The 26,284-nt window shown below is 42.8% G+C and carries 22 protein-coding genes; 13 read left to right on the top strand and 9 right to left on the bottom strand.

Annotated features, from left to right (window positions below; translation table 11 throughout):
- Positions 1-37 precede the first annotated feature (37 nt).
- Complete coding sequence (lysS, locus tag ABZP31_RS11025) at positions 38-1,567, bottom strand: lysine--tRNA ligase (RefSeq protein ID WP_248135176.1); 1,530 nt, start codon at positions 1,565-1,567, stop codon at positions 38-40.
- A gap of 245 nt (positions 1,568-1,812) precedes the next feature.
- On the opposite strand from lysS, the gene ABZP31_RS11030 reads away from it, so the two are divergent.
- Positions 1,813-2,322 (top strand): YqiA/YcfP family alpha/beta fold hydrolase, encoded by a 510-nt coding sequence (locus ABZP31_RS11030; protein WP_005404380.1) that lies wholly within the window; start codon positions 1,813-1,815, stop codon positions 2,320-2,322.
- A gap of 26 nt (positions 2,323-2,348) precedes the next feature.
- Here the strand turns inward: ABZP31_RS11030 and ABZP31_RS11035 are convergent, their stop codons facing one another.
- Entirely contained in the window at positions 2,349-2,891 is a 543-nt protein-coding gene (locus ABZP31_RS11035; protein ID WP_367156803.1) for an adenine phosphoribosyltransferase, read from the bottom strand.
- Between the two features lie 584 nt (positions 2,892-3,475).
- Here ABZP31_RS11035 and rubA point away from each other — a divergent pair.
- The 4 genes from rubA to oxyR all read left to right on the top strand — a co-directional run bounded on the left by rubA (position 3,476) and on the right by oxyR (position 6,820).
- A complete protein-coding gene (rubA, locus tag ABZP31_RS11040) occupies positions 3,476-3,640 on the top strand; it encodes a rubredoxin RubA (protein WP_005019074.1) in 165 nt (54 codons plus the stop codon).
- A 70-nt stretch (positions 3,641-3,710) separates the two neighbouring features.
- On the top strand, positions 3,711-4,889 hold the full coding sequence (locus ABZP31_RS11045) for an FAD-dependent oxidoreductase (protein WP_262463289.1): 1,179 nt from the start codon (positions 3,711-3,713) through the stop codon (positions 4,887-4,889).
- A gap of 59 nt (positions 4,890-4,948) precedes the next feature.
- Positions 4,949-5,893: an esterase EstB gene (gene estB / locus ABZP31_RS11050; protein ID WP_005019072.1), complete on the top strand. Its 945-nt coding sequence runs from the start codon at positions 4,949-4,951 to the stop codon at positions 5,891-5,893.
- Positions 5,894-5,899: 6 nt separating this feature from the next.
- A complete protein-coding gene (oxyR, locus tag ABZP31_RS11055) occupies positions 5,900-6,820 on the top strand; it encodes a LysR family transcriptional regulator OxyR (RefSeq protein WP_005027304.1) in 921 nt (306 codons plus the stop codon).
- 43 nt (positions 6,821-6,863) lie between these two features.
- On the opposite strand, the gene ppk1 is transcribed toward oxyR, so the two are convergent.
- Together ppk1 and mtgA are read right to left on the bottom strand one after the other, a co-directional pair.
- Complete coding sequence (gene ppk1 / locus ABZP31_RS11060) at positions 6,864-8,942, bottom strand: polyphosphate kinase 1 (protein ID WP_005019069.1); 2,079 nt, start codon at positions 8,940-8,942, stop codon at positions 6,864-6,866.
- A gap of 109 nt (positions 8,943-9,051) precedes the next feature.
- Complete coding sequence (mtgA, locus tag ABZP31_RS11065; RefSeq protein ID WP_005019068.1) at positions 9,052-9,726, bottom strand: monofunctional biosynthetic peptidoglycan transglycosylase; 675 nt, start codon at positions 9,724-9,726, stop codon at positions 9,052-9,054.
- Between the two features lie 78 nt (positions 9,727-9,804).
- On the opposite strand from mtgA, the gene ABZP31_RS11070 reads away from it, so the two are divergent.
- Entirely contained in the window at positions 9,805-10,611 is an 807-nt protein-coding gene (locus tag ABZP31_RS11070; RefSeq protein ID WP_139880574.1) for a rhomboid family intramembrane serine protease, read from the top strand.
- A gap of 27 nt (positions 10,612-10,638) precedes the next feature.
- On the opposite strand, the gene ABZP31_RS11075 is transcribed toward ABZP31_RS11070, so the two are convergent.
- Together ABZP31_RS11075 and ABZP31_RS11080 are read right to left on the bottom strand one after the other, a co-directional pair.
- A complete protein-coding gene (locus ABZP31_RS11075) occupies positions 10,639-13,119 on the bottom strand; it encodes an FtsX-like permease family protein (RefSeq protein WP_139880573.1) in 2,481 nt (826 codons plus the stop codon).
- Positions 13,100-13,846 (bottom strand): ABC transporter ATP-binding protein, encoded by a 747-nt coding sequence (locus ABZP31_RS11080; protein WP_139880571.1) that lies wholly within the window; start codon positions 13,844-13,846, stop codon positions 13,100-13,102. The genes ABZP31_RS11075 and ABZP31_RS11080 overlap by 20 nt, the downstream gene beginning before the upstream one ends.
- 12 nt (positions 13,847-13,858) lie before the next feature.
- On the opposite strand from ABZP31_RS11080, the gene ABZP31_RS11085 reads away from it, so the two are divergent.
- Entirely contained in the window at positions 13,859-14,488 is a 630-nt protein-coding gene (locus ABZP31_RS11085) for an arylesterase (protein ID WP_139880570.1), read from the top strand.
- Between the two features lie 54 nt (positions 14,489-14,542).
- Here the strand turns inward: ABZP31_RS11085 and ABZP31_RS11090 are convergent, their stop codons facing one another.
- The gene (locus ABZP31_RS11090) at positions 14,543-15,157 is read right to left on the bottom strand and encodes a carbonic anhydrase (protein WP_005019060.1); all 615 of its coding nucleotides are present in this window, start codon (positions 15,155-15,157) and stop codon (positions 14,543-14,545) included.
- A gap of 321 nt (positions 15,158-15,478) precedes the next feature.
- Between ABZP31_RS11090 and ABZP31_RS11095 the strand changes: the two genes are divergently transcribed.
- Both ABZP31_RS11095 and ABZP31_RS11100 read left to right on the top strand, forming a co-directional pair.
- The gene (locus ABZP31_RS11095) at positions 15,479-16,510 is read left to right on the top strand and encodes an alpha/beta hydrolase (RefSeq protein WP_034675828.1); all 1,032 of its coding nucleotides are present in this window, start codon (positions 15,479-15,481) and stop codon (positions 16,508-16,510) included.
- 17 nt (positions 16,511-16,527) lie between these two features.
- Entirely contained in the window at positions 16,528-17,529 is a 1,002-nt protein-coding gene (locus ABZP31_RS11100) for a hypothetical protein (protein WP_034675826.1), read from the top strand.
- 39 nt (positions 17,530-17,568) lie between these two features.
- On the opposite strand, the gene ABZP31_RS11105 is transcribed toward ABZP31_RS11100, so the two are convergent.
- Positions 17,569-19,776 carry a TonB-dependent siderophore receptor gene (locus ABZP31_RS11105; protein ID WP_034675823.1) on the bottom strand — a complete coding sequence of 736 codons (2,208 nt, stop codon included), beginning with the start codon at positions 19,774-19,776 and terminating at the stop codon, positions 17,569-17,571.
- Between the two features lie 179 nt (positions 19,777-19,955).
- Positions 19,956-20,594: a Fe-S biogenesis protein NfuA gene (gene nfuA / locus ABZP31_RS11110; protein ID WP_248135170.1), complete on the bottom strand. Its 639-nt coding sequence runs from the start codon at positions 20,592-20,594 to the stop codon at positions 19,956-19,958.
- Between the two features lie 158 nt (positions 20,595-20,752).
- Between nfuA and ABZP31_RS11115 the strand changes: the two genes are divergently transcribed.
- From ABZP31_RS11115 to ABZP31_RS11130, 4 genes are all read left to right on the top strand, one after another.
- On the top strand, positions 20,753-21,373 hold the full coding sequence (locus tag ABZP31_RS11115; RefSeq protein ID WP_005019051.1) for a rhomboid family intramembrane serine protease: 621 nt from the start codon (positions 20,753-20,755) through the stop codon (positions 21,371-21,373).
- Between the two features lie 166 nt (positions 21,374-21,539).
- Positions 21,540-23,201, top strand: coding sequence for an arylsulfatase (locus tag ABZP31_RS11120; protein ID WP_248135168.1), 1,662 nt, complete (start codon positions 21,540-21,542; stop codon positions 23,199-23,201).
- Positions 23,198-24,181: an SUMF1/EgtB/PvdO family nonheme iron enzyme gene (locus ABZP31_RS11125; RefSeq protein ID WP_034675817.1), complete on the top strand. Its 984-nt coding sequence runs from the start codon at positions 23,198-23,200 to the stop codon at positions 24,179-24,181. Before ABZP31_RS11120 ends, ABZP31_RS11125 begins: the two co-directional genes overlap by 4 nt.
- Positions 24,182-24,676: 495 nt before the next feature.
- Positions 24,677-26,233 carry a hypothetical protein gene (locus ABZP31_RS11130; RefSeq protein WP_367156804.1) on the top strand — a complete coding sequence of 519 codons (1,557 nt, stop codon included), beginning with the start codon at positions 24,677-24,679 and terminating at the stop codon, positions 26,231-26,233.
- Positions 26,234-26,284: the final 51 nt, after the last annotated feature.

Genomic DNA, 26,284 nt, shown 5'->3' on the forward strand with positions numbered 1-26,284 from the left:
AAGCCTGCATTCAGCAGGCTTCTCTTTATTTTAGTAATCAGACATCTTTACGACGCATGTGTGGGAATAAAATTACATCACGAATACTTGGCGCATCTGCAAAAATCATTACCAGACGGTCAATACCAATTCCCTCTCCGGCGGTTGGTGGCAGGCCATATTCTAAAGCTTCAATGAACTCTGCATCATAGTGCATTGCTTCATCATCACCTGCATCTTTTTCTTCAACCTGAGCCTGGAAACGCTCTGCCTGATCAATCGGGTCATTCAGCTCTGAAAAGCCATTGGCCAGTTCACGACCACCGATAAAAAATTCAAAACGGTCTGTAATATGAGGATTATCATTATTACGGCGTGCCAATGGAGAGGTTTCTGCCGGGTACTCAGTAATAAAAGTCGGCTGGCGCAGTTTGGTTTCTACTGTTTCTTCAAACACGATTGTTTGCAGCTTACCTAAACCAAAACCAGCTTTCACCTGTTCTTTAAGTTCTTCACAAACAAATTTTGCCAAGAATTCCCGGTCATTAACATTCTCTGGTGTAAATTCCGGATTATGCTCAAGAATGGCATCAAACATCGAGATTTTCTTGTATGGCCCTTTGAAGTTAAAAACTTCTCCCTGATAAGGCACATCGGTTGTTCCCAGAATATCGAGCGCCAGTTTTTCCAGCATATTCTCGGTCAGTTGCATCAGGTCTTTATAATCTGCATAAGCCTGATAAAACTCGATCATGGTAAATTCCGGATTATGTCGGGTCGATACCCCTTCATTACGAAAGTTACGGTTAATCTCAAATACTCGTTCAAAGCCGCCCACAACCAAACGTTTTAGGTAAAGCTCAGGCGCAATACGTAGAAAGAGTGGCATATCCAGCGCATTATGGTGAGTTTCAAATGGACGTGCTGAAGCACCACCAGGAATGACATGCATCATCGGCGTCTCAACTTCCATGAAACGCTCACTGTTCAGGTAACTACGGATGCCTGCAACAACTTTGGCACGAATTTCAAATGTTTTACGGGTTTCTTCGTTAACAATTAAATCCAGATAACGTTTACGATACTTAACTTCAGTATCGTTTAAACCATGAAACTTATCAGGCAATGGACGGAGCGATTTGGTGAGTAATTCAAAATGTTCGATATGAACATAAAGATCTCCTTTACCTGAACGCCCAATGTAACCTTGTACAGCAATAATATCACCAAGGTCCAAGCCCTTAATGCTTGCAAGAGTCTGTTCATCTAATTCTTTACGTGCAACATAAAGCTGAATACGGCCAGTCATATCCTGAATGACAATGAAGGAGCCACGATTCAGCATCACGCGCCCTGCTACAGACACATAAACTTTTTCACCAGCTTCAATTTCTTCTTTGGTTTTGCCAGCAAAAAGATCCTGTAGATCCTGCGCATAATGTTCACGTTTAAAGGTATTTGGCCAAGGACTCTTACCAGTCTCTTCGGCCTGCTCTTTGATCTGTTTTAGTTTGGCATGACGCTGTGCAATTAAATCGTTTTCGGAAATAGTGTGTTCAGAAGTCGATTGAGCGTTATGTTGCGTCATCTCTGCCTCGATTCAAGTATAAAAAGAAGTCACATAGCATAGCAGATTGGTTACATTTTTCGTATGCCTTGCATCACGCTAAAGCAAAATAATTTCATCAATGCATTTTACTTAGACTTTGATCTAATCTAGACCAATAGCTAACAGCCAAGCGACAGGCGCAAAATTAAACTACCTACCGGAAGGGACAAGAAAAGATAACGGATATCTTGGATATTTCTGGATAGCGATTTGAAGTAAATTAAATGAATAAGTGCACATTAAAGATATTATTTATGCATGGGCTGGATTCCTCACGGGAATCCACCAAGTTCCATGCACTTCAGTCAGAAAATAAATGCTGTATTACAGTGGATTATCGTAATCTGAACTATCAGACAGTTGCTCACTTTTACCAGGAAATAATCCAGAAAATTCAGCCAGATGTGCTGGTAGGACATAGCCTGGGTGCGTACTGGGCATTAAAGATGTCGGCCTTATTCAAGCTACCGGCACTGGTTGCCAATCCCAGTTTAAAACCACAATTCCGGACAGATTATCCATCTATTAATGAGACAGATCTGGATTCTGATGCACCCAAAATTGCATATCTTGAACTGGGTGATGAAGAGCTGAATATGCTGGAAGCACAAGAATATCTGGAACAGTTTATGCTGGTTGAAGCAGTAGAAGGTGGTTGTCACCGCCTGTCTAATCCGGATAATTTAAATCAGCTGTTGCATCATCTGGAGAACCATTTTTTACAACCTATTTGAATTATCCGGCTTTATAAGAATAAATTTTAGGCGACTTGTGCTTCAGGCTGGGTACGTTCATCCAGAACAGACCAGATATTAACTCCTAAATCACTATGTAAATCTGGCAGGTCAAGTAAAATACTTGCTCCAAGAATATGATGCTGACATTTTTCAGCAAGCTGTTTTACAGCTTTTAAAGTACCGCCTGTAGCCAGCACGTCATCAACAATAATAACTTTCTGTGGTGCAATACCATCAGCCATTTCCAGACGGTCTACGCCATACTCAAGACTATAACCAACACCCACTACTGGAGGCGGCAATTTGCCAGCTTTACGCACCAGTAATAAACCTTTATTTAAACGCTGGGCTAAAAGACTGGTCAAAACAAAACCACGTGCTTCTACCGCCAGGAAACTGTCGACTTCATTTAGTGCTTCAGCCGGAATGCTAGCAATTAAAGCATCTGTTAAAGCGGCAATATTCTGCATGAATAAAGGTGTCAGGTCGTAAAAACATATACCGGGCTTAGGGAAATCTTGTACCGTGCGGATATGAGTCCACAATGTTGTATGCAAACTGGTCATGGGAGAGAATCTGGAAAAACGAAAAAGAATGCATGAATTTTATGCTTTTATTCAGGTTATAGCCAGTTATCTAATGCAGAATATTTAATAATCAAAAAAATAAAAAATATAAGTGTCTGAATTTAATTAATTTTAATTAAAGGTATTTTTAAATAAAATTTTACCTATCTTTAAAATAAATGAATCATCGCTGCCTAGCTAGTAGACTATGGTCTTATTATCTACGCTTCTGCTTTTTTAGTCTCATGTCTGTTATTAGATATTTTATTAAAAATAATGAATGATCCTATATTTGATATTTGATAATTTTTAAAACAATTAATATTTTTATATCCTTACAGATTCAGTCATTTAGGAATAGATAGTACAAAATATTGCCTGTTTGCCCCTCCTTTTGACCTACTCTGCCATTACCTCAGTTTTCAAACTGGTTAAACTCCGGTATTTGCTTTACTTTGACTGCTGAACAGCGTAAAAATTTATGGCAAGATGAACATTCCTGAATGTTTATAATTTTAAAGATTTAACAATAGCTGCTTGTTTTTCCTGCCAGGTCTTTTGGCCCAGCAGTTTTGGAGATACAGATGAAGAAGTACCAATGCATCGTTTGTGGTTGGATTTATGACGAAGCTCAAGGTTGGCCACAAGATGGCATCGCACCGGGAACAAAATGGGAAGATATTCCGGATGACTGGACCTGCCCGGATTGTGGGGTATCTAAAGCAGATTTCGAGATGATCGAAGTTTAAATAATACCAAGACCATGCCCGACATGGTCTTTTTTACATCGAGCATAATTTATTGAACATGGAGAAAAATATGGACCCTATCGTCATTATCGGCTCAGGGATGGCAGGCTATACCCTTGCACGGGAGTTCCGTAAATTAAATACTGAACAGGAACTTGTGATGATTTGTGCCGATGATGCAGTAAATTATGCTAAACCGACTCTTTCAAACGCCTTGGCAGGTAATAAATCACCTGAACAGATTCCATTGGGTGATGCACAGAAAATGGCGGCCCAGCTCAATATGCAGATTGAGACCTTTACTTGGGTAAAAGAAATTCATCCTGAGCAGCATGAACTGCTCATTGAAAAAGATCAGCAGTCCCGAAAGCAGAAATATTCCAAGCTGATTCTGGCCGTTGGGGCTAATCCGGTTCGCCTGAATATTGCCGGGAACGCCAGTGAAGATATTCATGTCGTAAATTCATTAATCGACTACCGTACATTCCGTGAAAATCTGTCATCGCGTAAAGATAAGCGTGTTGTGATTTTAGGTGCGGGTCTAATTGGCTGTGAATTTGCCAATGACTTGCAGCATACCGGACACGGCGTTACTGTGATTGATCTGTCCTCACAACCGCTTGGCCGTTTATTACCTCAGCATGTGGCCAGTTCATTCCAGCATAAACTGGAACAGGCCGGTATCAAGTTTGTGTTTAATACTACTGTAGAGCAGGTTAATAAAATTGAAAATGATGACTATGTTGTGAGTCTTGCAAATGGAAAAGTATTGGAGGCTGATATCGTGCTTTCTGCAATTGGCTTGCAGCCAAACCTTGAACTGGCGAAAGCAGCCCAAATTCAGACCAGTCGCGGTATAGTTACAAATGGCCTGCTGGAAACCAGTCAGCCTGATATTTATGCCGTAGGTGACTGTGCCGAGGTAAATGGAACCCTGCTCCCTTATGTCATGCCGATTATGCAACAGGCACGGGCTCTGGCTAAAACCTTAAATGGCGAGCATACTCACGTCCATTATCCGGCTATGCCCGTTGCAGTAAAAACTCCGGCTGCCCCTCTTACTGTTCTTCCTGCCCCTTTAGATATTGAAGTCTCCTGGGAAAATGAAGAGTTTGAAGATGGTCTGATTGCAAAAGCTGTAGATGCTTCAGGAACATTACGTGGTTTTGTTTTACTTGGTCCAACAGCAGGCAAGCAGCGCCTGAACCTGGCAAAACAGGTCCCTGACTTGATTCCGCCTCAGGTTTAGCGCATAAATAAGCAAGTGATTTTCAGTCAATACCGCTGTTTCGGGAGATAAGTGGTTTTATGAATAGTAATTTTCAACTTAAAGCTTCACCTTATTCTTCTTTTATGCATGAAACTCGGGTCGATTTAGGCAACGGAATCGAACTTCATGTAGAGATTGGCGGTAAACCTGAACATCCAACTATTCTGTTAATTATGGGACTAGGTGCGCAGCTTTTATATTGGCCGGATTTCTTTTGTAAATCATTAATTGACCAAGGTTATCGGGTAATTCGTTTTGACAACCGTGATATTGGACTTTCATCAAAGATACGTCATAAAGGTCCACGTTTAAATACTTTTAAGCTGATGGGACGTTTTGCGCTTGGTCTACAGAATCAGGGAGCACCTTATACCCTCTATGACATGGCTGATGATGTAGCTTTACTGCTTGAAAGAATGGGGCTGGAAAAAACCTATGTTATCGGTGCTTCAATGGGTGGTATGATTGCGCAGATTCTTGCAGCACGCTATCCGGATAAGGTCGAAAAGTTAGGCTTGATGTTTACCAGCAATAATCAGCCTTTGCTTCCCCCTCCTTTTCCAAAACAGCTGTTTAGCCTGATTGGCAAGCCTGAAAGCAATGATGAAGAAGGAATTATTAGTCATAGTTTGAAGTTATTTGAGATTATAGGATCTCCCGGCTATATTAATCAGGTTGAAGCCATACAGAGTGCACGTAAACTATATCAACGGAGTTATTATCCAGCGGGTGTACTTCAACAGTTTTTAGCAATATTATGTACAGGTTCATTGCTAAAGCTGGATAAACAGATCCATCAGCCCACATTAGTGATCCATGGATCACGTGATCGTTTACTTCCACCGAGCCACGGCAAAGCTGTTGCGAAAGCAATCCCAGGCGCTAAGTTTGAATTGATTCATGGAATGGGGCATGATATTCCGCCGCATTTTATTCCTAAACTTAGCAGTTTATTTGCTCATCATTTTAATCATACACATTAGGACACTATGGCTGCATTACCCTCTTTAAGACAGCTGTCATATCTTGTAACACTGTCTGAAACGTTGCATTTCACTGAAGCAGCGCGCCGTTCATTCGTAACCCAGTCCACTTTATCGGGCGGAATTATGGAGCTGGAACGTTTGCTTGGTGGGGTTCTGGTAGAACGTGACCGCCAGAATGTACGTTTAACTCCCCTGGGTGAACAGGTGGTCGCACGAGCGCGTGTATTGCTGGCCGATGCTCAGGATTTAATGCGTTTAAGCCGTGAAATGAGCGAGCCGTTGACTGGTGACCTGCATCTGGGCATTATCCCAACCATGGCACCTTTTCTATTGTCACAGCTACTTGAAGAAGTGCATAAACAGTTACCCAAGATTCAGTTACATCTGCATGAAGCTCAAAGCGAGAAAATTGTAGAAAAGCTTGAACATGGTAATCTGGATATGGTTGCTCTGGCTCTACCGTTTGATACCCGTAATTTGAAAGTGGCTGAAATCGCAAAAGAAGATCTGTATCTGGTTTATCATAAGGCTGACCAGAAAGCAGCCAATGCAAACAGTCTGCAAGATCTGGATCTGTCGCGACTGATGCTGCTTGAAGAAGGCCACTGCTTACGTGACCATGCTTTGAGTGCCTGCCCGATTGGTGAGCGTAAAAATGATAGTCGCCTCAAAGCCAGCTCATTACCTACATTGGTAGAAATGGTATCTTCTAACTTGGGCTTTACTTTGCTTCCTGAAATTGCCATTCATAATAATATGATTAAGTGCAATGAAGAGCTGATGGTGAAATCGATTGAGGCGGCGCCAAACCGTACGCTTGCACTGGTTACCCGTAAAAGTACACCGTTACAGAGCGAGTTCGACGTCCTGTTACAGATTTTTCAGAAAATCAGCAGTGAGTTACAAGCTCAGGCTCATGTCTGATTATTTTATTTAGTGTAAAAAGGAGCCTTAAGGCTCCTTTTTATCATGATTGAAAAATCTCCAGTAGCGTCTGCTGGGCATTGTAAGGTACCTCACCTTCAGCCAGCTGGGCACGATGCCACTGCCCGTTGCCCTGTAATATCCATGCCTGCTGGTTATCTTTAAGATAGGTTGCCAGCCCCTGTTCATAGATACGTTTTTTCAATGCCGGATCTTCGATAGGGAAACAGGCTTCTACCCGATTAAATAAATTGCGGTCCATCCAGTCGGCACTGGAACAGTAAATACGCGGATTGCCATTGTTTGAGAAATAATAAACCCGTGTATGCTCCAGAAAACGCCCTACAATAGAACGGACCTGAATATTCTCCGAAAGGCCTGGCAACCCCGGACGCAGGCAGCAGATAGAGCGAATAATCAGGTCAATCTTGACCCCAGCCTGTGAAGCCTCATACAGTTTGTTAATCAGCTGCATTTCAGTTAAAGCATTGACCTTTACGATAATACGGGCTTTTTTCCCAGCTTTGGCATTGGCAATTTCTTCTTCAATATAGTGAATCAACTGCTGATGAAGTGTAAATGGGGCATGCAGCAGCTTTTTCAGCTTGGCCATTTTACCCATTCCAGTTAATTCCTGGAAAATACGGTGTACATCTTCACAAAGCTCTTTGTCAGTGGTCATCAGGCCATAGTCAGTATAAATCCGTGCATTGGCTGCATGGTAGTTACCTGTACCCAAATGCACATAACGTACCAGCTTGTTGTTTTCACGGCGAATAACCAGAATCATTTTGGCATGAGTTTTATAGCCCACAATGCCGTATACCACTACCGCGCCTGCCTCCTGCAGGACATTGGCTACCTCAATATTGGACTCTTCATCAAAACGGGCACGCAGCTCGATCACTGCGGTTACTTCTTTGCCATTACGTGCAGCTTCTGCCAGAACCTGTACAATTTCAGAATCCGGTCCAGAACGGTATAGAGTCTGCTTGATGGCCAATACCTGCGGATCTCGCGCTGCTTCACGCAGCAGGTTAATTACCGGTGCAAAAGATTCAAATGGATGGTGCAGTAAAATGTCCTGTTTCTGCATGGCAGAGAAAATATTTTCCGATTTTTTTAGGACTTTAGGAATTATCGGAGTATGCGAGTTATAGCGTAGATGAGGACGTTTAAAGTTTGACAGCAGCCGGGCCAGATTGACCGGACCATCCACTTTATATAACTGCTCCTCATCCAGATCAAACTCATTTAGCAGGTACTCATAAATATGTTGTGGACAGTTTTCAGTTACCTCCAGACGTACTGCACGGCCAAACCGTCGCGAGCTCAATTCGCCTTTAAGAGCTTTAGCCAGATCTTCCACATCCTCATTGAGTGCCAGATCGGCATTTCGGGTCACACGGAACTGGTAACAGCCGGTAGCTGTCATACCCGGAAACAGGTCTGAAACGTGTTCGTGAATAATCGCAGACAGCATGACATGATGCTCTTTACCACCAGTCAGTTCATCGGGTAAACGAACTACACGCGGTAATGACCGGGGGGCAGGAACAACAGCCAGATCAATCTGCCGGCCAAATGCATCTTTACCTTCCAAGGTGACAATAAAATTTAAGCTTTTATTTACCAGTCTTGGGAATGGATGCGCTGGATCTAAACTGATAGGTGTAAGTACTGGGGCGACCTGCTCCTGAAAATACTTTTTGACCCAGGCGGATTGGGCAGGTGTTAAATCACCACGGCGCAGAAAACAGATATCTTCTTCACGCAGCTTGGGTAAAATTTCCTGATTTAATATCCGGTACTGGCGGGCAATGGCCTCATGTGCAGTTTTGGAAATGCTTTCCAGGACCTGTTTGGGAGTTAAACCGTCAGGACTGCGGCTTTCATTTCCCAAGTACAGCTGCTCCATAACTCCAGCAACACGGATTTCAAAAAACTCATCCATATTACGGGAAAAAATCAGCAGAAAATTCATACGCTCCAGCAAGGGATGTATCGGGTCAACAGCCTGTTCCAGTACCCGCAGGTGAAAGTCCAGAATGGACAGTTCACGGTTAATGTAGCGGTCATTATATGTATATTCTGAAGGACTGGCTGGAACTATACTATTCATGCTGCAACCTATACGAATGAGAACTGATATATTTCATTCAAGTATGCGTTAAAATTTTGACAATTTCATAAAAAAAAGCCCAAAAAATGGGCTTATCTTTAAAAAATTATTAAGGAATATGGCTATAGCGCATATATTTACTGATCATACGCTTGCGATACTGTAATTTCCGGTCATTCCGGTTTTCATCATAGTATTTCGGATTTGGTAAAAGTGCAGCCAGAAAAGCGGCCTGTTCACGGCTTAGACTATGCGAGCTTTTACCAAAGTAATGCTGGGTCGCAGCTTCTACCCCATAGATATTTTCCCCGAACTCAACCGAATTCATATAAACTTCTAAAATACGCTGTTTGGTCCACATACGCTCCATCATCCAGGTCGCGATAGCCTCCTGACCTTTACGTAAAAAAGAGCGTTTATTGTATAAAAACAGATTTTTAGCAAGCTGCTGGGAGATAGTCGAACCACCGGCCACCACTTGCCCCTTTTCTCCGTTACGTTCAATAGCGTGTTGGATGCCATCCCAGTCAAATCCATGATGCTGAAGAAATTTGCCATCTTCTGCAGCGACAATTGCATGTTTAAAGTAATCGCTGATCTGGTCATAGTCACGCCACTCATGCTGGATAGGCTGACTTCGATCTGCCCAGTAATCTAGTCGCATAAACATGGTGGTTTCAACCGGATGGGTACGCCACCACACCAGACTGCTAAAAATCCAGAGTTGTACTAAAAGAAACAGACTGACAAGAATTAACAAAGTGCGAACAATAATAGCTTTCATGTCAGAGAGTTACTCCTGTATTCATTTTTTTTCGTGTTAAGCTGTCTTCGACCATATCGTATCTGTTTTTAAAAAAGCATGTCGAACTATTCACCTTTTCCGGTTCAATCCAATACGCAGCTTTGGTGGTGTACAGCGCTTCTGATTGCAATCAATGTCGGGTTGTTCGCTTGGCAGATTTTCGCTGGTGTTGATATTACCCAGCCTGAGATCATTGATGCAATCCGCTGGGGTGCTGATTATGCACCTTTAACCTATTTAGAGGAACCTCAACGGCTATTCACCAGCATGTTTTTTCATTTTGGTCTGATCCATCTTATGTTAAACATGTGGGCCCTTTATATCTTTGGCAGTGTGGCTGAACAGCTGTTTGGACGGTCCTATTTTATCGGTTTATATGTACTGGCCGGTCTTATGGGAAGTCTGCTCAGCGGCTATATTGATGTTCAAAATACATATAGCCTGCTGAATCAGTTTGACCCCGAGCTATTGCCACGTGTAGGTGCAGGCGCATCGGGCGCAGTCATGGGACTGGGGGCAGCATTGGCTATACTATCTTTATTACCAGTACTGCCCCGACAGCAGTTTATTCTGGACCGCAAATCCTTATTGCTGGTTATGGGGCTTAATCTGGGCATGGGTTTTATGATTAGTGGCATCAACAACGCAGCCCATATCGGTGGCATGATGATGGGTATACTGTTAGCACTGCTCTGGTATCTCAGCCAGCGTTTACGTGTCAGCGTTATAGGGGGAATGGCTGGCCTATTGATAGGTGCAGCATGCTGTCTGGCCTTATATCAGTATAATCTGGAGCAGATTCAGCAGATTCAGCCCCTCTGGCAGGAAATTTTAAGCCAGATGAAAAACCAGCTTGGCTTTTAAACCAGGCTGGCATTTATCTAAAAACTTTTACTGATTAATCGAACGCAGACTCTCTAATGGTGGAATATCACAGAGATAGCTCAAGCGATATCGGCCAATGATGGCACATACGACTGTCATGACAAGTGGTAGACACAGCCAGATCTCAGCATGTAACTGTATCGGCAACTCCATACGGTAACTGGCAATTGCACTGATCACCTCTGCAAACAGACAAGCGACCGCTCCGGAAATAAAACCGATTAATCCAATTTCCAGACTCAGCATCTGTTTTAATTTATGTTTTGAACTGCCAAAAGAACGTAATAGTGCAACTTCCTGCTTACGTTCGTCCATCAGCAGGTTTAGACATGCCAGCAGTACCAGAAAACCGGAGATACTCACCAGTACTGCCAGTACAGTAATAATCTGTACCAGAACATTTACCAGCTGTTTAACCTGTTCCAGAATCATACTGACATCAATAAAAACCGTATTCGGAAATTGTTGAATCAGATTAACCAGTTTAGGCCTGTCTTCTTCAGGTACATAAAAACTGCCCAGATAACTGCCTGCATTTTCATCTATTGTATCTGGTGAAAAAATAAAGAAGAAATTAGGACTGAAACTTTCCCATTCAACAGTTCTCAGATTAATAACCCGGGCTTTTAACAGGCCTTCTGGCAAACTAAAACCCAACTCGTCCCCGACCCTGATTCCTAACTCTTCTGCTGTTTTTGCTTCAACTGAAACCTGTCCAACCTGGCTAAATGAAGCAGCTCCCTCAATAATCCGGTTATCTGCCGGATATTGCTTTGTCTGGGTAAGATTAAGCTCACGTTGCAAGGAGTTACTTTTCTGAATAAGTTCACTTGAGAAAGGCTGACCATTTTTCTCAGTCAAACGTCCCCGGATATTTGGATAAAGTGCTGTTCCAGCCCAGCCATTTTGTCGAACCTGTTGCTGAAATGGTTCAAGGTCAAAAGGAGGCAAGCCATAAACGAACTGGTTCGGTGTATCTACAGGGAGTTGCTGCTGCCAGCGCTCCAGCATATCGGTACGCAATACGGCCAGCACCGTGATCAGGCTTAAACCCAAGGCCAGCGCTGTTATTTGTAAAGCAGTCTGATAGGGTGTACGCACATAAGCTGAAATCCGGCCTTTTGCTGCTTTTAATATTTTCAGAATAAGCCAGACTAAGCCGTAAAGTACTGTACATAACAGGATAATCGCCAGCATTACCCATGCCGTCAGTCGCAGATTTTCTGTGAGTACCACACTAAAGATCACCAGACTTAATAGCCCGGTGGAAAGCATGACCAGAATGGAGATAACCGATTTTTCCTGCTGACGAATCACCCGAATAGGGGGCGTATTCAAGAGTTGCCATAAGCTTGGTCCGATAAAACCCAACAACACAATGGCACTGGTAAACATGGCTACAGGCAACGGGCCCTGTAGCATGGCCAGTGCCGAAAACTGGATGTTCAAATTAGGGATGAGCTGTAGCATCAACTGAAGCAAGCCATAACCAAGTCCAATTCCCAGTATTGCGCCAAAACTGATGGCAATCAGCATGATAATCACCAGCAGTATAAGATAAGCCCATAAAATACTATGTTTGGAAGCACCCAGGCAGCGCAGCAGCGCCAGATGGTCTTGGTTTTGCATGACATAGCGTTGGCTAGTGAGCGCGATAGCAATACCGCAGAGTAAAATGGTAAGAATATTTGCCAGTTGCAAAAAAGTATCCAGATTCTCAAGCGGTTTCATCAGACGCGTATTGGCTTCACCCGCATTACACAACTGCAGGCTGCTAGTTTCCCCTGCCTGTTCTGTACCAATTTTATTTTTCTGCTTTTGTCCGGTGAGCTGTTCAAAACCTTTTTCAAAAGCTTGTACCTGTTGCGGTGATCCGGCCATTAATAAACGGTACTGTACCCGGCTACCCACCTGAATAGCTCCTGTACGTGCGATATCTTGCTGGTGAATAATGACAGTAGGTGAAAATCCTGAAAAACCTAACTCCTGATTGCTGTCTTTAACAACTTCTGCTGCAACGTTAAAACTGCCATCTGCAATCTGGATCTGGTCACCTACTTTTACCTTTAATAGTTCCAAGGCACGTGGGCTAAGCCAGACTTCTCCCGGATTGGGAGTTTGAGCAGCAGAGGTACTCTGCAGTTCTCCTCTCAAAGGAAAGGCCTGATCTATGGCCTTAACATTAACCATAACAAACTGGTCATCCGTATGGGCCATTGAGCTAAATACAGTAACCTTTGACTGTGTCAAACCCAGCTGCCGGGCCTGCTGGAACCATTTTTGCTCGAGCGGCGCGGTATCACTTAGCACCAGATCAGCGGCAAGCATTTCCGCTGCCTGTAAGGCAACCGCCTGCTGTACCTGCTGATTACTGAATTTAACTGCGGTTGTGGCACTGATAGCCAGAACCAGTGCAATGATCAACAGATAGATACCACTGCTACGAAAGCTCTGTGTTAATAGCGGTTTAAGCACCGGACTTAACATGGGTATCTCCTGAAGTCTTTTCAATCAGATGGCCATTCACCAGTTCGAAGTGACGCTGGCACTGTCGGGCAAGTTCAGGGTCGTGAGTAACCAGTACCAGTGTAGTGCCCAGTTCATGGTTCAGTTCAAACAGTAACTGCTCAATTTCTTCAGCTGTCTGTCCGTCGAGGTTGCCTGTTGGCTCATCGGCAAAAATGATCGCAGGCTCACTGATGAGTGCCCGTGCAATGGCAACACGTTGCTGCTCGCCGCCCGAAAGTACTTTTGGAGTCTGACCGGCCTGTCGCTCAAGCCCTACCCTTTTCAGAAGTTTTAAAGCCCTTTGCTCAGCTGTCTGGTAATGGAAGTCTGGCTGTAACCTGAGTGGTAACATCACATTCTCGACAGCAGTTAAGGCTGGCAATAACTGAAAAGACTGAAAAATAAAGCCAATGTATTTCAGGCGCACCTGAGCACGCTGCTCTTCATTTAACCGATGAACTTCTTCTTCGTAGATAATCAGTTCACCAGAACTGGCCTGATCCAGTGTTGCCAGAATACCCAGCAATGTCGATTTACCCGAACCGGAGCGACCTGTAATAGCCACCTGCTCTCCCGGCATAATCTGTAAATTAACCTCTTTTAGAATTGTTAAATTTTGATGCGGTAGTTGGATGCTTTGTGTGATCTGCTGGGCAGAAATAATCGGTTGTGGCATGATGGAAGATCGCAAATTGGCCTGAGTCATAAAATTCCTGATATGCAAAATCGAAAATTGTGGTCTTTAATTCTTAAACATCTGGCTATTGCAGGCTTGGCTGCAGTTCCGCTAATGGCGTCAGCTAAAACTATTATGGTTTTAGGCGATAGTATCAGTGCCGGTTATGGTATGAAACCGGAACAGGGATGGGTTCAATTATTGCAAAAGCGCCTTGACCAACAGTACCCGAAACAGCACAAAGTGGTCAATGCAAGCGTCAGCGGTGAAACCACTAGTGGTGCACTGGCCCGTTTTCCAAAGCTTTTACAAACCTATAAACCCCATGTGGTCGTGATTGAACTGGGCGGGAACGATGGTCTGCGTGGACAGCCACCACAGATGATTGAGAAAAATCTTGGACAACTTGTACAACAGGCAAAAGCTTCAAAAGCCAAAGTGCTGCTATTTGGCATGAAGATACCACCAAACTATGGTGCGGCTTATAGTCAGAGTTTTGAAAATACTTATAAAAGAGTTAGCCAGCAGTATCAGGTAAAATTGATGCCATTTTTTATGGAAGGAATTGCTGGCAATAAAACCTTGATGCAGACAGATCTGGTACACCCCAATAGCAAGGCCCAAATGAGGCTACTCAATAATGCTTACCCTTATATTAAGGGCGCACTATAAATTAAAGGCCCTATATGTCATGGCATACAAGGCCTGATTAAATATTTTTCTGTGTTAAAAATCCAAAAACTCTACTTCACCTGTCTCGAGTGAATATTCTGCCCCTACAACAATCATCTTACCTTTAGCAATCAGGCTTTCCAGTACGGCTGAACCATGACGCAACTGGTTAACTGATGCGAACACGTTAGAACGTACTGCATGTTTGGACAGTTTCTTAACATCATTTTTAAGTTCGGTCTGCATCAGGATTTCAACTGAAGGCCGTACACGGTTCACAATTGACATCAGGTTCATGGAAGGTTCCTGATCCGGATTATTCAGAGCATTAATAGTGGCCTGAATTGCACCACAATGACTGTGGCCTAGTACCACAACTACAGCACAGTCATAACGCTCTGCAGCAAATTCGACACTTCCTACCTGCGAAGGTGCAACAATATTACCAGCTACACGAATAACAAACAGGTCACCGAGGCCCTGATCGAATACCATTTCTGCCGGAACACGTGAGTCAGAACAGCCCAGAATAATGGCGAACGGATTCTGGTCTTCTGCCATCTCTGCACGTTCCTGATGTGACAGAAGCTTGGGGTGAGTCGTCTCTCCCTTCACAAAACGTTGATTTCCCTGTTTGAGGCGTTCTAAAGCTTCTTGGGCAGTTAGCATTCTATTTCCCATCTGTTTTAAATGTTAAAAAATATTTTAATCCTGCAATTTTTGAATGTCACTGACAAAAAATAGAGTATCGCGTACTTTTTTATCGAACTTCATAAATGAGACGTTTTTATAATGATTGATTCATATGGTTACGTATCAATACTTTGTCAAAATAAAAGACACTGTATGATCAGACCCGCTATTTTCCTGCTGACGGAATTGACTGCATTTTATCTGATTAGTTGTCAGTCAGGTATGCTATCTGTGCCAGAGTCGATAACAATAGCGATTTTTTTATATAATGAGTAACTTTTCAGGGAAGTCCGATAAATGACAGGCTCAAGCATGCAGCGTACTTTTAAATTTTCCTCTACAGTTGCCATGATTTTACTCGGAAGCTGTTTAAGTATATTAAGTCCAACTGCAATTGCCCAAAATGAAGAATTACAGAAGGAATTTCAGCAGGCCTTACAGGAAGAACGGAGCTGGGCCGGGCTACGCAGCAAAACCCTGAAAGTCGGTGAAGTGACCTGGTCCTACAGTGAAGGCGGGCCGGTTGACAAGCCCACGCTACTCCTCCTGCACGGTCTTTCCGGAAGCCGTGACAACTGGAACCGGCTGGCTCATTATTTAACGCCGCATTATCATGTGGTCATTCCAGATTTGCCTATAGGAGGTGAAACCCGGACCCCAGCAGATTTTGATATGTCTGTTCCGCACATTACCGAGCAGTTACGCCGTTTTGTCGAGGCAGCTAATATTCCAAACCAGGTGCATCTTGCTGGGCATTCATTGGGTGGTGCAATTGCCATGCTATATGCAGCCCAATATCCTTTTGAAACCCAGAGTCTATTTCTGGTCAGTAGTGGCGGCGTATTTCGAAATGCCAGAACGCCTTATCTGCATAATCCGGCTTACCTTAAACAGCTGGTGGTTTCTAAACCTGGAGATTTTAACTATCTGCTCAAAACTGTAATGCAGAACCCTCCCTTCTTGCCACGCCGTTACAAGCAGGCGCAAGAACAGATCATGATTGCTCAGGCACCACAAACAGCAAAAATGGTAGACCAGCTGGTGGCTTTAAATCGTACCTATACACCGCAGTCTTTTGCACTTTTGGCCCGAACTATTGATGCACCGAGTTTGATTATTTGGGGCAAGCAGGACAGAATCATTAATTTTGAGGTTGCCGAAGAGTTAAAAACACTATTAAAACACGCGGAACCGCCCGTAATTCTGGACCAGGTCGGCCATATGCCCATCATGGAGGCAGAACAGCTGGTCATCCAGCACTACCTGCCTTTTCTGGCGAAGACCCGGAACCTGAAAAAACCGTTAAATACTCAGCCCACTCAACCTTAGGCCATAGAAAAACGATTATGACAATAGCCACAAAAACCGAACAGCTGATCGAAGCTCATCTTGATTTTTTACAACATGAATTTAGTTTGCCTGAAACTATTGCGCTGGAATTTAGCAGTTTTTATCAATGGTTCAGAAAGCAGTATTTACAGGATCTCTGGTCTTTTGAAGAGATTAATCATTTATTACAAAAGCAGATTCTGGCCACACCCGCCAGCAGTTTCTTGATTGAACAGATTACCGAACATATCCGTTTTGCACTGATTCATCCGTGTAACGATTCGACTAGGATAGAAGACGTTATTCCAGTACTTACAGTTGATCGTATTGCCCAATATGTAGCCAGCAAAAGTAAGCATCGTGAACGCCTCATTAAAAGCGTCGTAAATAGTCCGGCTTTTTCTGCCATGATTACCCAGCTCATTCAGCATGCCATTCAGGATTATCTGGATAACTCTATAGTCTCAAAAAAGGTGCCGGGTGTAAGCCGTTTTATGAAAATGGGAAAATCAGTCCTGGAAACTGTTACTGATAGCAGCCTGGATGATACAATCCACCATTATTTGCAAAAAAATATATTGAAACTCAGCCAGATGAGTGAACATGTGCTGAACCAGCATTTCGATAATGACAAGCTCTATCATTTTCAGGCCAATCTCTGGCATAAAATTAAAAAACAGCCTTTAAGTGTTTTACGGCAATATATTGAAGTTGAGGACTTACCCAATACTGTGAAGCTGGGGCATGAAATCTGGGACTTTATGCGCCAGAGCGAGTACTTGAAACAGCAGATTCATGATGGTGTACATGCCTGGTACGTCCGCAATCAGGAACGTAATTTTGATCTTTTACTCCGTGATCTGAACATTGATGAGTCACTGATCCAGCATGAGTTACAACAACTGTTACAGCCAGTAATTCAGACGATGTGCAGTTCCGAATATCTGCGTAAGCGGGCTAGAGTATATCTGGAACGGTTTTATGCTTCCGAATCTGCTCAAAATATTTTAAACGGATAAATTGAAAAAGCCGCTTTGAAAGCGGCTTTTTTAGAGATTTTAGAATTCGTACTTCAAGCTTGCATAATATGCACGGCCAGGTTCGTTATAAGTCTGATTTACTGTATTGTCACGCAGTTTTTGCTCATCAAACAGGTTGCTAATACCAATCCGGCCACTGAAATTGTCATTAAATTTATAGCCTGTATTGATACCGGCCAGACCATAACTTTTAACACTCTCAGTAATTATACCCTGCTTATCTTCAAGCGAAGTTTCTTTATATTGGCGCGGTTTTTGACGGCCATACTGGGTATAAACAAAATTTACATCCCATGCATCAGTAATGTCATAATTGAAAATAGAGTTAATTGTATAATTTGGCACCACCGAGAGAGGATTTCCTGTCTTTTTGTTTACCGAGTCAATCATGTAAGTAAAGTTGTTAGTCCAGGTTACATCCCCCCAATCCAGACTGATACTTCCTTCAAGACCTTGAATAAGTGCTTTAGGAATATTGGTCCATTGCAATACATTATAGGTTGTATCCCCAATAACTACCTGCTGCGTTACTTCATCTCCAGAAGTAATTTTGTCTTCATAATCATTACGGAACCATGCCAGACTGGCATTTACAATATCTTTCTGAAATTCGAAACCAATTTCTTTATTGATTGAAGTTTCAGGTTTTAGATTGGCATTTCCTTGCAGTACACACTGACTCAGACCAATCGGACAGCCATTTCCTTTTGTACCCAGCAAATATCCTTCCGCATTTTGATAAAGGTTCGGTGCCTTATAGGCTTTGGCAATGCCACCTTTTAAAGTGAAGTAATCACCCAGTTTGTGGCTGAGGTTTAAACTTGGGCTCCAATTGGAACCTGACCGGTTATGGTCATCGAAACGTATACCGACCACCATATCTGTAGCATCAGTAATTTTCATATTGTTTTCAAGATATCCAGAAGCTATGCGCGACTTCATCTTGCTACGGTCTCCCGTAGTTAAATTTTCACCGTACGAGCCATCACCCTGCTTGGTATTTTCCTGATCGCTAAAATCATCTTCAACCCATTCAGCACCTATCGTCAGGTTTTGCGGGACATACAGTTCAAGAGGGACTGTGACTTCTCCATTAAAACGCAATGTATCGAGGGTAGAAGTCACCCGGTCTTCCAGACTGTTAATACGGCCTTCACTTGCTCCTGCTGTTCCTTCGGGTAGTCGCTTGTTTTTGGTACGGTCAAATTGAGCAATAAGCTTGCTATCACCCCAACTCCATTCTCCTTCATGAGTCAAAGCATAGTTATCGCGATACAAGGTATTAGTTTCTTTACCAAATAATTGAGACAAGATGTCATTAATAGTCGGGTCAAGATTACTGTTCTGTGAATCACCTGCATACAGGTTACCCTGCCGGCCCGAACCTATATCAAAAAGCAAATGCTGATGATCAGTCATTTTCCAGGCCAAGCGGGCATTAATATCTTTATTTTCTACCCCTTCACGGCCTGCGGCACGATAACCGTTTGACCCCACTACAGGATTGATATCTGGCGCATCATTATCGGTTTTATTATAATTTCCATAGATCCGATAAGACAGAACATCCTGAATAATCGGTCCACTCAAATTGACACTTACACGATTAGTATCACCTTCTTTACTATTTTCTGGCTGGTTGGTATAAGTTTCAATAGAACCATGTAATTGATTGGACACTTTTTTAGTTTTAATATTGACCACGCCTCCCATAGCGCCAGAACCGTAACGGGCAGCAGCAGGACCTCGCAACACTTCAATTGACTCGATTGCATTGACTGGTACCCAGTTAGAATCACCTCGCGTATCACGTTCACCTCGCCAGCCATAACGTACAGAATTACGTGAATTTACCGGCTTGCCATCGATCAGAATTAAGGTATTTTCAGGACCCATTCCGCGAATATCGATCTGACGGTTATTGCCACGTTGGCCAGTAGCACTGTTACCGGTTAAGTTTACACCTGGCATACGACGTACATATTCCGAGATATCATTGGTTACGGGTAATTTATTTAAATCTTCTTCTGTAATGATAGAAACGCCCAAAGACTGTTTTACCTGCTCTTCTGCGGTAAGAACCATAGTTTCTAATTTGACAGCATCCTGTGGCTGGCTCTCATTTTCCTGCTGCTGAACCTTGTCTGTTTCAGCTGCATTGGCTACAGATAACATAGCTGAGAGAATCGAAACGGTAAGTACAGACTTCATCATACGGTTAGACATTACTGCCCCCAAATTACGGATTTATGGAGAAAAATGAAATTTAATGTTGCGCAGTGTAACAAAAAACTTTTAAATTAGGAATGATATTGATAACAATTCTCATTATTTATATTTTCTTGTGGTTATAAAAAAACCTCCCGAAGGAGGTTTCTAGATATATATCTGACCTAAAGTAGAACTTACTTAAAGTAAGCACCTTCCGCCTGACTATGGTCAGTCTGGTCGACTACGCGTGACAACTCGGGAATATGCTGTTTCAACGTAGTTTCTACACCCTGTTTTAGGGTTACATCAATTGCTGAACAGCCCTGGCAGCCTCCACCAAATTTAAGTACAGCTGTTAGGCCATGTTCTTCCTCTTCTACCACTTCCACCAATGCACAGTTACCGCCATGTCCTGCCAGTCCCGGATTAATCTCTGACTGGAGTACATAGGTAATACGCTCTTCGATTGACGCATCTGGACCGACACGTGGTACTTTAGAGTTTGGGGCACGGAATGTCAGCTGCCCGCCGAAACGGTCTTTATTGTAGTCAATAACCGCATCACGTAGATATGGAATAGACGGGGCATCGATAAATGCAGGAAAATCTGGATAATCCTGTTTGTAGTCAGTAGGAATAATCTCTTCCGGAGCACTATACGCCATACAGCATTCAGCACGTGGTGTTCCCGGATTTTCTACAAAAATACGAACACCAATTCCCGGAGTATTCTGCTTTTCTAGCAAATCATGCAAATACTCTTGTGCATTTGGAGTAATTAACAGGTTCGGGATCTCTTCTGCTACTGCAGTGCTGTTGGTCTCAGTCGACATAACAATTATTCCTCAAGCTATTGCAAGTATTTTAACTGAAGATGCGGGGGATTTCGAAAAAATCAACTAAAATTGTCGGAATTATTATGAAACTCCCATCCACGATCTGTTTTAATGGCATGATGACTTTAAACAGATCCAAATGAATACGAGATTTTATGCTAGGTCTACCTTTTAATCATACCGTTACCCTGATTATTATCACAGTGATCGTTTCACTGCTGGCATTTTCCAATCAGGCCCTGATGAATCGCCTGATTTTCTGGCCACCAGCCATGCAGAAAGGTCAGTATGACCGTTTTATTACTCATGGTTTTGTGCATGCAGATGGCGCTCATCTGCTGTTCAATATGATTACCCTGTTTTTCTTTGGCAGTATTATTGAAAGCTTTTATCGACAGTACTTTTATGATCTGGGCTTCGTTCTGTTTTATCTGGGTGGATTAATCATTGCAATTCTGCCAAGTTACCTTAAACATAAAAATGATAGCCGTTGGGCCAGCTTAGGCGCATCCGGCGCAGTTTCTGCTGTTTTGTTTGCATACATCCTGTTTGAGCCCTGGAAACTGATTTTTGTATTTTTTATTCCGGTACCCGCTATTATTTTTGCAGTTTTATATATAGCGTACAGTATCTGGTCCGGTAAGCGAGGTAACAGTAATATTAACCATAGTGCTCACTTATGGGGTGCTGCTTACGGGGTGATAATGACTGTTATTCTTGAGCCACGCCTGATTCCACACTTTTTGAACAAACTATCACAACTGCCTTCTTTTTAATAATCTGAATGTAGTAATCAATTAAATTTCTTCTTAAAAAAATTGCTTAGTATAGTGACAATTGTTCTAAGCAATTTTCTTACTTACTAAAGCAAAATTTATTCATTTTTCAACGAGTGGCTTTGTCTTAGGCTTGGCAGCAAGCTTATTGCCACTTGATTAGATTATGAAAAAAATTAAACTATTTTTTACCCTTACCAGTTTGGCACTCAGTTTTTCTCTGTCTGGCTGTAATGATGATAAAAACGAAGACAATAAACAGAATAAAATACAGCAGCCTAATATATTGTTTATTATGGCAGATGACTTAGGCTATTCAGATCTGGGAGCATTTGGCAGTGAAATACATACGCCTAATCTGGATGCATTGGCGCAAGCGGGTAAAATTCTTACCGATTATCATACAGCCGCAACCTGCTCTCCTACCCGTTCCCAATTGATTTCAGGTACAGATCATCATCTGGCCGGAATTGGTGCAATGGCAGAACTCACTCCTGCCCATTTAAAAGGTCAACCAGGTTATGAGGGCTATCTGAACGAGCGATCTTTATCAATTGCAGAAGTCTTGCGTGATCATGGTTACCGTACTTATATCAGTGGAAAATGGCATTTAGGCTTGACGCCTGAGAGTAATGCTCATGTCAAAGGATTTGACCGCTCTTTCACCTTGCTTCAGGGCTTGGATTTACATTTTAAAGACGCACCTGCTGCATTTAAACGCACAGCGACTTATACAGAAGACGGGAAAATTATTTCTATCGCAGATTTACCTGATGACTTTTTTTCAACAAATTATTTTACTGATAAATTACTGGAATATCTGGAAAGTGGCAAAAATAGTGGCAAACCTTTCTTTGCTTATGCAGCTTACACCGCACCCCACTGGCCCATACAGGCGCCTGAAGCTTATAGCAATAAATATAAAGGCGTTTATGATGCAGGATATGAGGTCATCCGCGAAAACCGGATTAAACGCCAGAAACAGCTCGGTATTATTCCTCCTGACTTTCAGTCAGCCACACCGTTGGCAACTGATAAATTAGGTTATGGCCAATGGACTGAACTGAGTCCAGAACAAAGAGCTATAGAAGCCCGTAAAATGGAAGTTTATGCGGGTATGGTAGAAAACCTGGATGCTAATATTGGCAAAATTATCCAGTACTTAAAAGCTAACCGTCTTTATGATAACACCCTTATCTTTTTTGTTTCTGATAATGGTGCAGAAGGTACTATTCGCGGAGCAAGCGATTCGAGTTTCGATGCTTCTCTAAATGCTGTCGGTACAGCACAGTCCTATCATTATATTGGTCCACGTTGGGCAGAGGTCAGTGCTGCTCCTTTTCATCTATGGAAAGAAACTGCTGGTGAAGGTGCAACTATTGCCCCTGCAATAATAAAAGCCCCTAATATATTATCAGATTCACAAAAATATCATGGGTTTACTTCAGTACTTGATGTACTGCCTACTGTACTGGATTTCGCCAGCATTCCTGTACCGCAAAGTGAATATAAGGGCAGAAAAATTAACACACCAAATGGCTATTCATGGAAAGCACTCCTACAAAATAAAGCTGCCTCGGTTCGCCCTGCCGATTTCATATTCGGGGATGAATTACATGGCAACAAATATCTACGTTCAGGTGAATGGAAAATAGCCTTGCAGGCGAAACCTGAACTTGGTACAGGCCAGTGGGAACTTTATAATCTGAAAAATGACCGCGGCGAAAATCAGAATCTTGCCGAGCAGTATCCCGATCAGGTTCAAAAGCTGAGTCAAATTTATCAGCAGTATGCACAGCAGCATGGTGTACTGGAATACCGCAAATGAAATTAGCGTTAAGATTAGGGCTGTGCAGTCTGCTTTTTGCAGGCTGCCATAACACCGAACAAAATAGCCTCCCCACAAATAAAAAAAATTTAAATCTGGGGAATATAGAATACTGTCAGTCATATTCTGGACTGCCTTCAGGCTGGTTAGAACAGGCACATGCCGGGATGTTATATATTCCTGAAGGCGAGGTGAAATTAGGATCAGAACTGGCTTATCCAGATGAGATCAATTTTGGGGCTCAAAAAAGGAAAGTGAAAGGATTCTGGATTGATCAGACTGAAGTGACTGTGGCTCAGTTTGCAAGTTTTATAGCAGCTACACACTATATTACCGATGCCGAAAAACAGAACGAAGCTGCCGTATTTGAAGCAGATGAGCAGTCACCACAACAGTGGTGGAAACTTAAATCAGGTTATAACTGGCGCTTGCCTGAAGGGCCAGAGGGACCACCTGCCCGCGCTAACGAAGCAGTACGGTATATTACCAAAAACGATGCTGAACATTACTCGCTCTGGCTCGGCCATGATTTACCTTCTGAAGTTGAATGGGAATACGCAGCCAAAGGTAATGACGAGACAGATGTGCCCTTAAAACATGAACCGCGTAATCATCAGCACCGGCCTGATGCAAATTATTGGCAAGGTGATTTTCCCTTTCAGAATACTCAAGAAGACCATTTTAAAGGTATAGCCCCTGTGGGCTGTTTCAGCCCGAATGCCTTTGGGCTTTATGATATGATTGGTAACGTCTGGGAATGGACCAGTTCCGTATATACCGGTGCTCATGATGAGCATATGGGAAATTATTCAGCGTTAAGAACTTCGCAGCATATCCCACAAGCCTTTGTGATTAAGGGGGGCTCCTTTCTTTGCGCCAGTCAATACTGTGCCCGTTATAGAAAAAGTAGCCGTCATCCACAAGAATTTAACCTTGCTACGACTCATACCGGGTTCCGTACTATTGACCGTGGTAAATAATTACCTTTACTGGCTCATTTTACACAGAAAAAATTAAACAGAGTAAAGACCATATATTGTTTTATAAGCTTTAATTCATGGCTTGAGCCATAAGATCATAAAGCAACTATCATAGTAAATAGTTAAAAATAAATATAATAAAAACAAAAACCAAGATTGATTCATAAAAGAAATTTTATTATTTTTCGGTAAACTGCTGAATAGGTTTAAATAGCTGTAGCCCATACTGAACAAGCAAATATTATGTTTGAACCAGCGTGGCTTTTATCATTATCCAGACGATTTCTACTCATCAAGACAGGTCAGGCAAATTCACAGTTGATCTATTTATAGAGAAAGACGTTCTACTGGTAGACGGTTTTACTCTCTTTACTCACCAGATCAGTTTTCTTATTTTCTTGCAATTTTGTCACATAATGCCACCCCTTAATCCAATCTGGCATAGATAATGTATACAACTGTATATTAAATCAATGATCCGAAGAGATATTTTGCATGTCTAACCCACTTGAAGGTTTACAATTTCCTGTACAGGAAGGTTCTAACAAGCCAAGTACGACCCGTACCGGTAAAGAAATTATTGCTGAAGCATTATCACTGGTCGATTCCGACAGTTCACAGCAGGCATCTAAAGAAAAAAATTGGCGCAAGACATATCCAAAATATTTTAAAGCGCTGGTGTATCAGGGTATCCGGCAGGTTAATCATCCGATTACTATTGCCAAGCAAGGTTTACATAAGGCAAATCATAGCTTTGTATTTTACCGTGCAGGTGAATCCTGTTTACTCAAGGATGTGATGCAGATTCCTGTAGAAAAACAGCTTCATACAGTCAAGTTCCAAGGCAAGAGCGATAACACTCCTGAATGGTATGTGCCTTATCATGGCCAGAACCTTCAGGGCCAGAGTTTGCTCAGCCAGATAGAAAAATGGCTGGCAGCTGGCATCATTGAGGCAAGTCATGCTGAAGCTTTGCAGCAGGCTGTAGCACATCCAGAATGGTTTGACCTGTCTGACCGGACACTGGTTTTGCTGGGTGCGGGTTCTGAAGCCGGCCCATTAACCTGGCTGGCCAAATGGAAAGCCAATATTGTTGCTATTGACTTGCCGCGGGCTCAGGTATGGGAAAGAATTTTAAATATTATTGAAGCAGGAAATGCCACGCTTATCGCACCCAGCGATCAGCCTTTTCCCGAACAGGCCAGTATTTCCGAGCTAAAAGAGCATCTGGGAGCCAATCTGTTGACCCAGTTACCAGAGATTGGCCAGTGGCTGGTGACCTTTAAGCAGCAACTGGATTTGGCAGCTATCGCCTATCTGGATGGTGAAAAACATGTACGGGTTTCTATGGCAATGGATGCCATCATGCAATATGTCAGCCAGCATAAACCGGATACCAGCCTGATGTTTATGTGTACTCCGACCGATGTATATGCGGTGCCGGAAGAAGTTGCTCAAGCTGCATCTGACAAGTTCAAACACCGCTCGCAGTTACAAAAGCTTCTAACTAAGGGTATTTCAACCGCTTCTTTGAAACATTTTTTCCAGAAGAACCAGCAAATACTTGTAAAGTCAGATAATGGCAAACATTACGGCATTACTGACTGTCTGGTCTTGGAACAAGGCCCGAATTATGCACTAGCCAAGCGCCTACAACAATGGCGCGCTGTACTCGCACGCCATCAGGGTCAACAGGTCAGTATTAATATTGCCCCATCAACCACGACGCATTCTGTCACCAAGAATCCATTACTAAAGGCTGCCTTTACTGGCGCCAGCTTATTTGATGTAGAGGCATTTGCACCTGAAACTACCAATGCCATCATGGCAGCCCTATGGATCCACGATCTGCGCAATCCTGATTCAGCTGCACATCCAGACACTGAACTAGAACATCCTTTAGAGCTGATGATGGAAGGTGCTAACCATGGCGGTCTGTGGCGTGTCGCTTATCTGGCACGAACTGCACTACCTTTTGCTGCCTTATATGGCCTGGCTTCAGATAAACTGCCAGTAGAAAAACTTCTTTCAAAATTCAAAAAGAAAAGCTGAAGCTTTTTCTGAATAAATAACAGCAGATACAAAAAAAGCTTTGCCGAGGCA

The organism is Acinetobacter sp. FL (genome assembly GCF_040744925.1).
Classification (GTDB): Bacteria; Pseudomonadota; Gammaproteobacteria; order Pseudomonadales; family Moraxellaceae; genus Acinetobacter; species Acinetobacter radioresistens.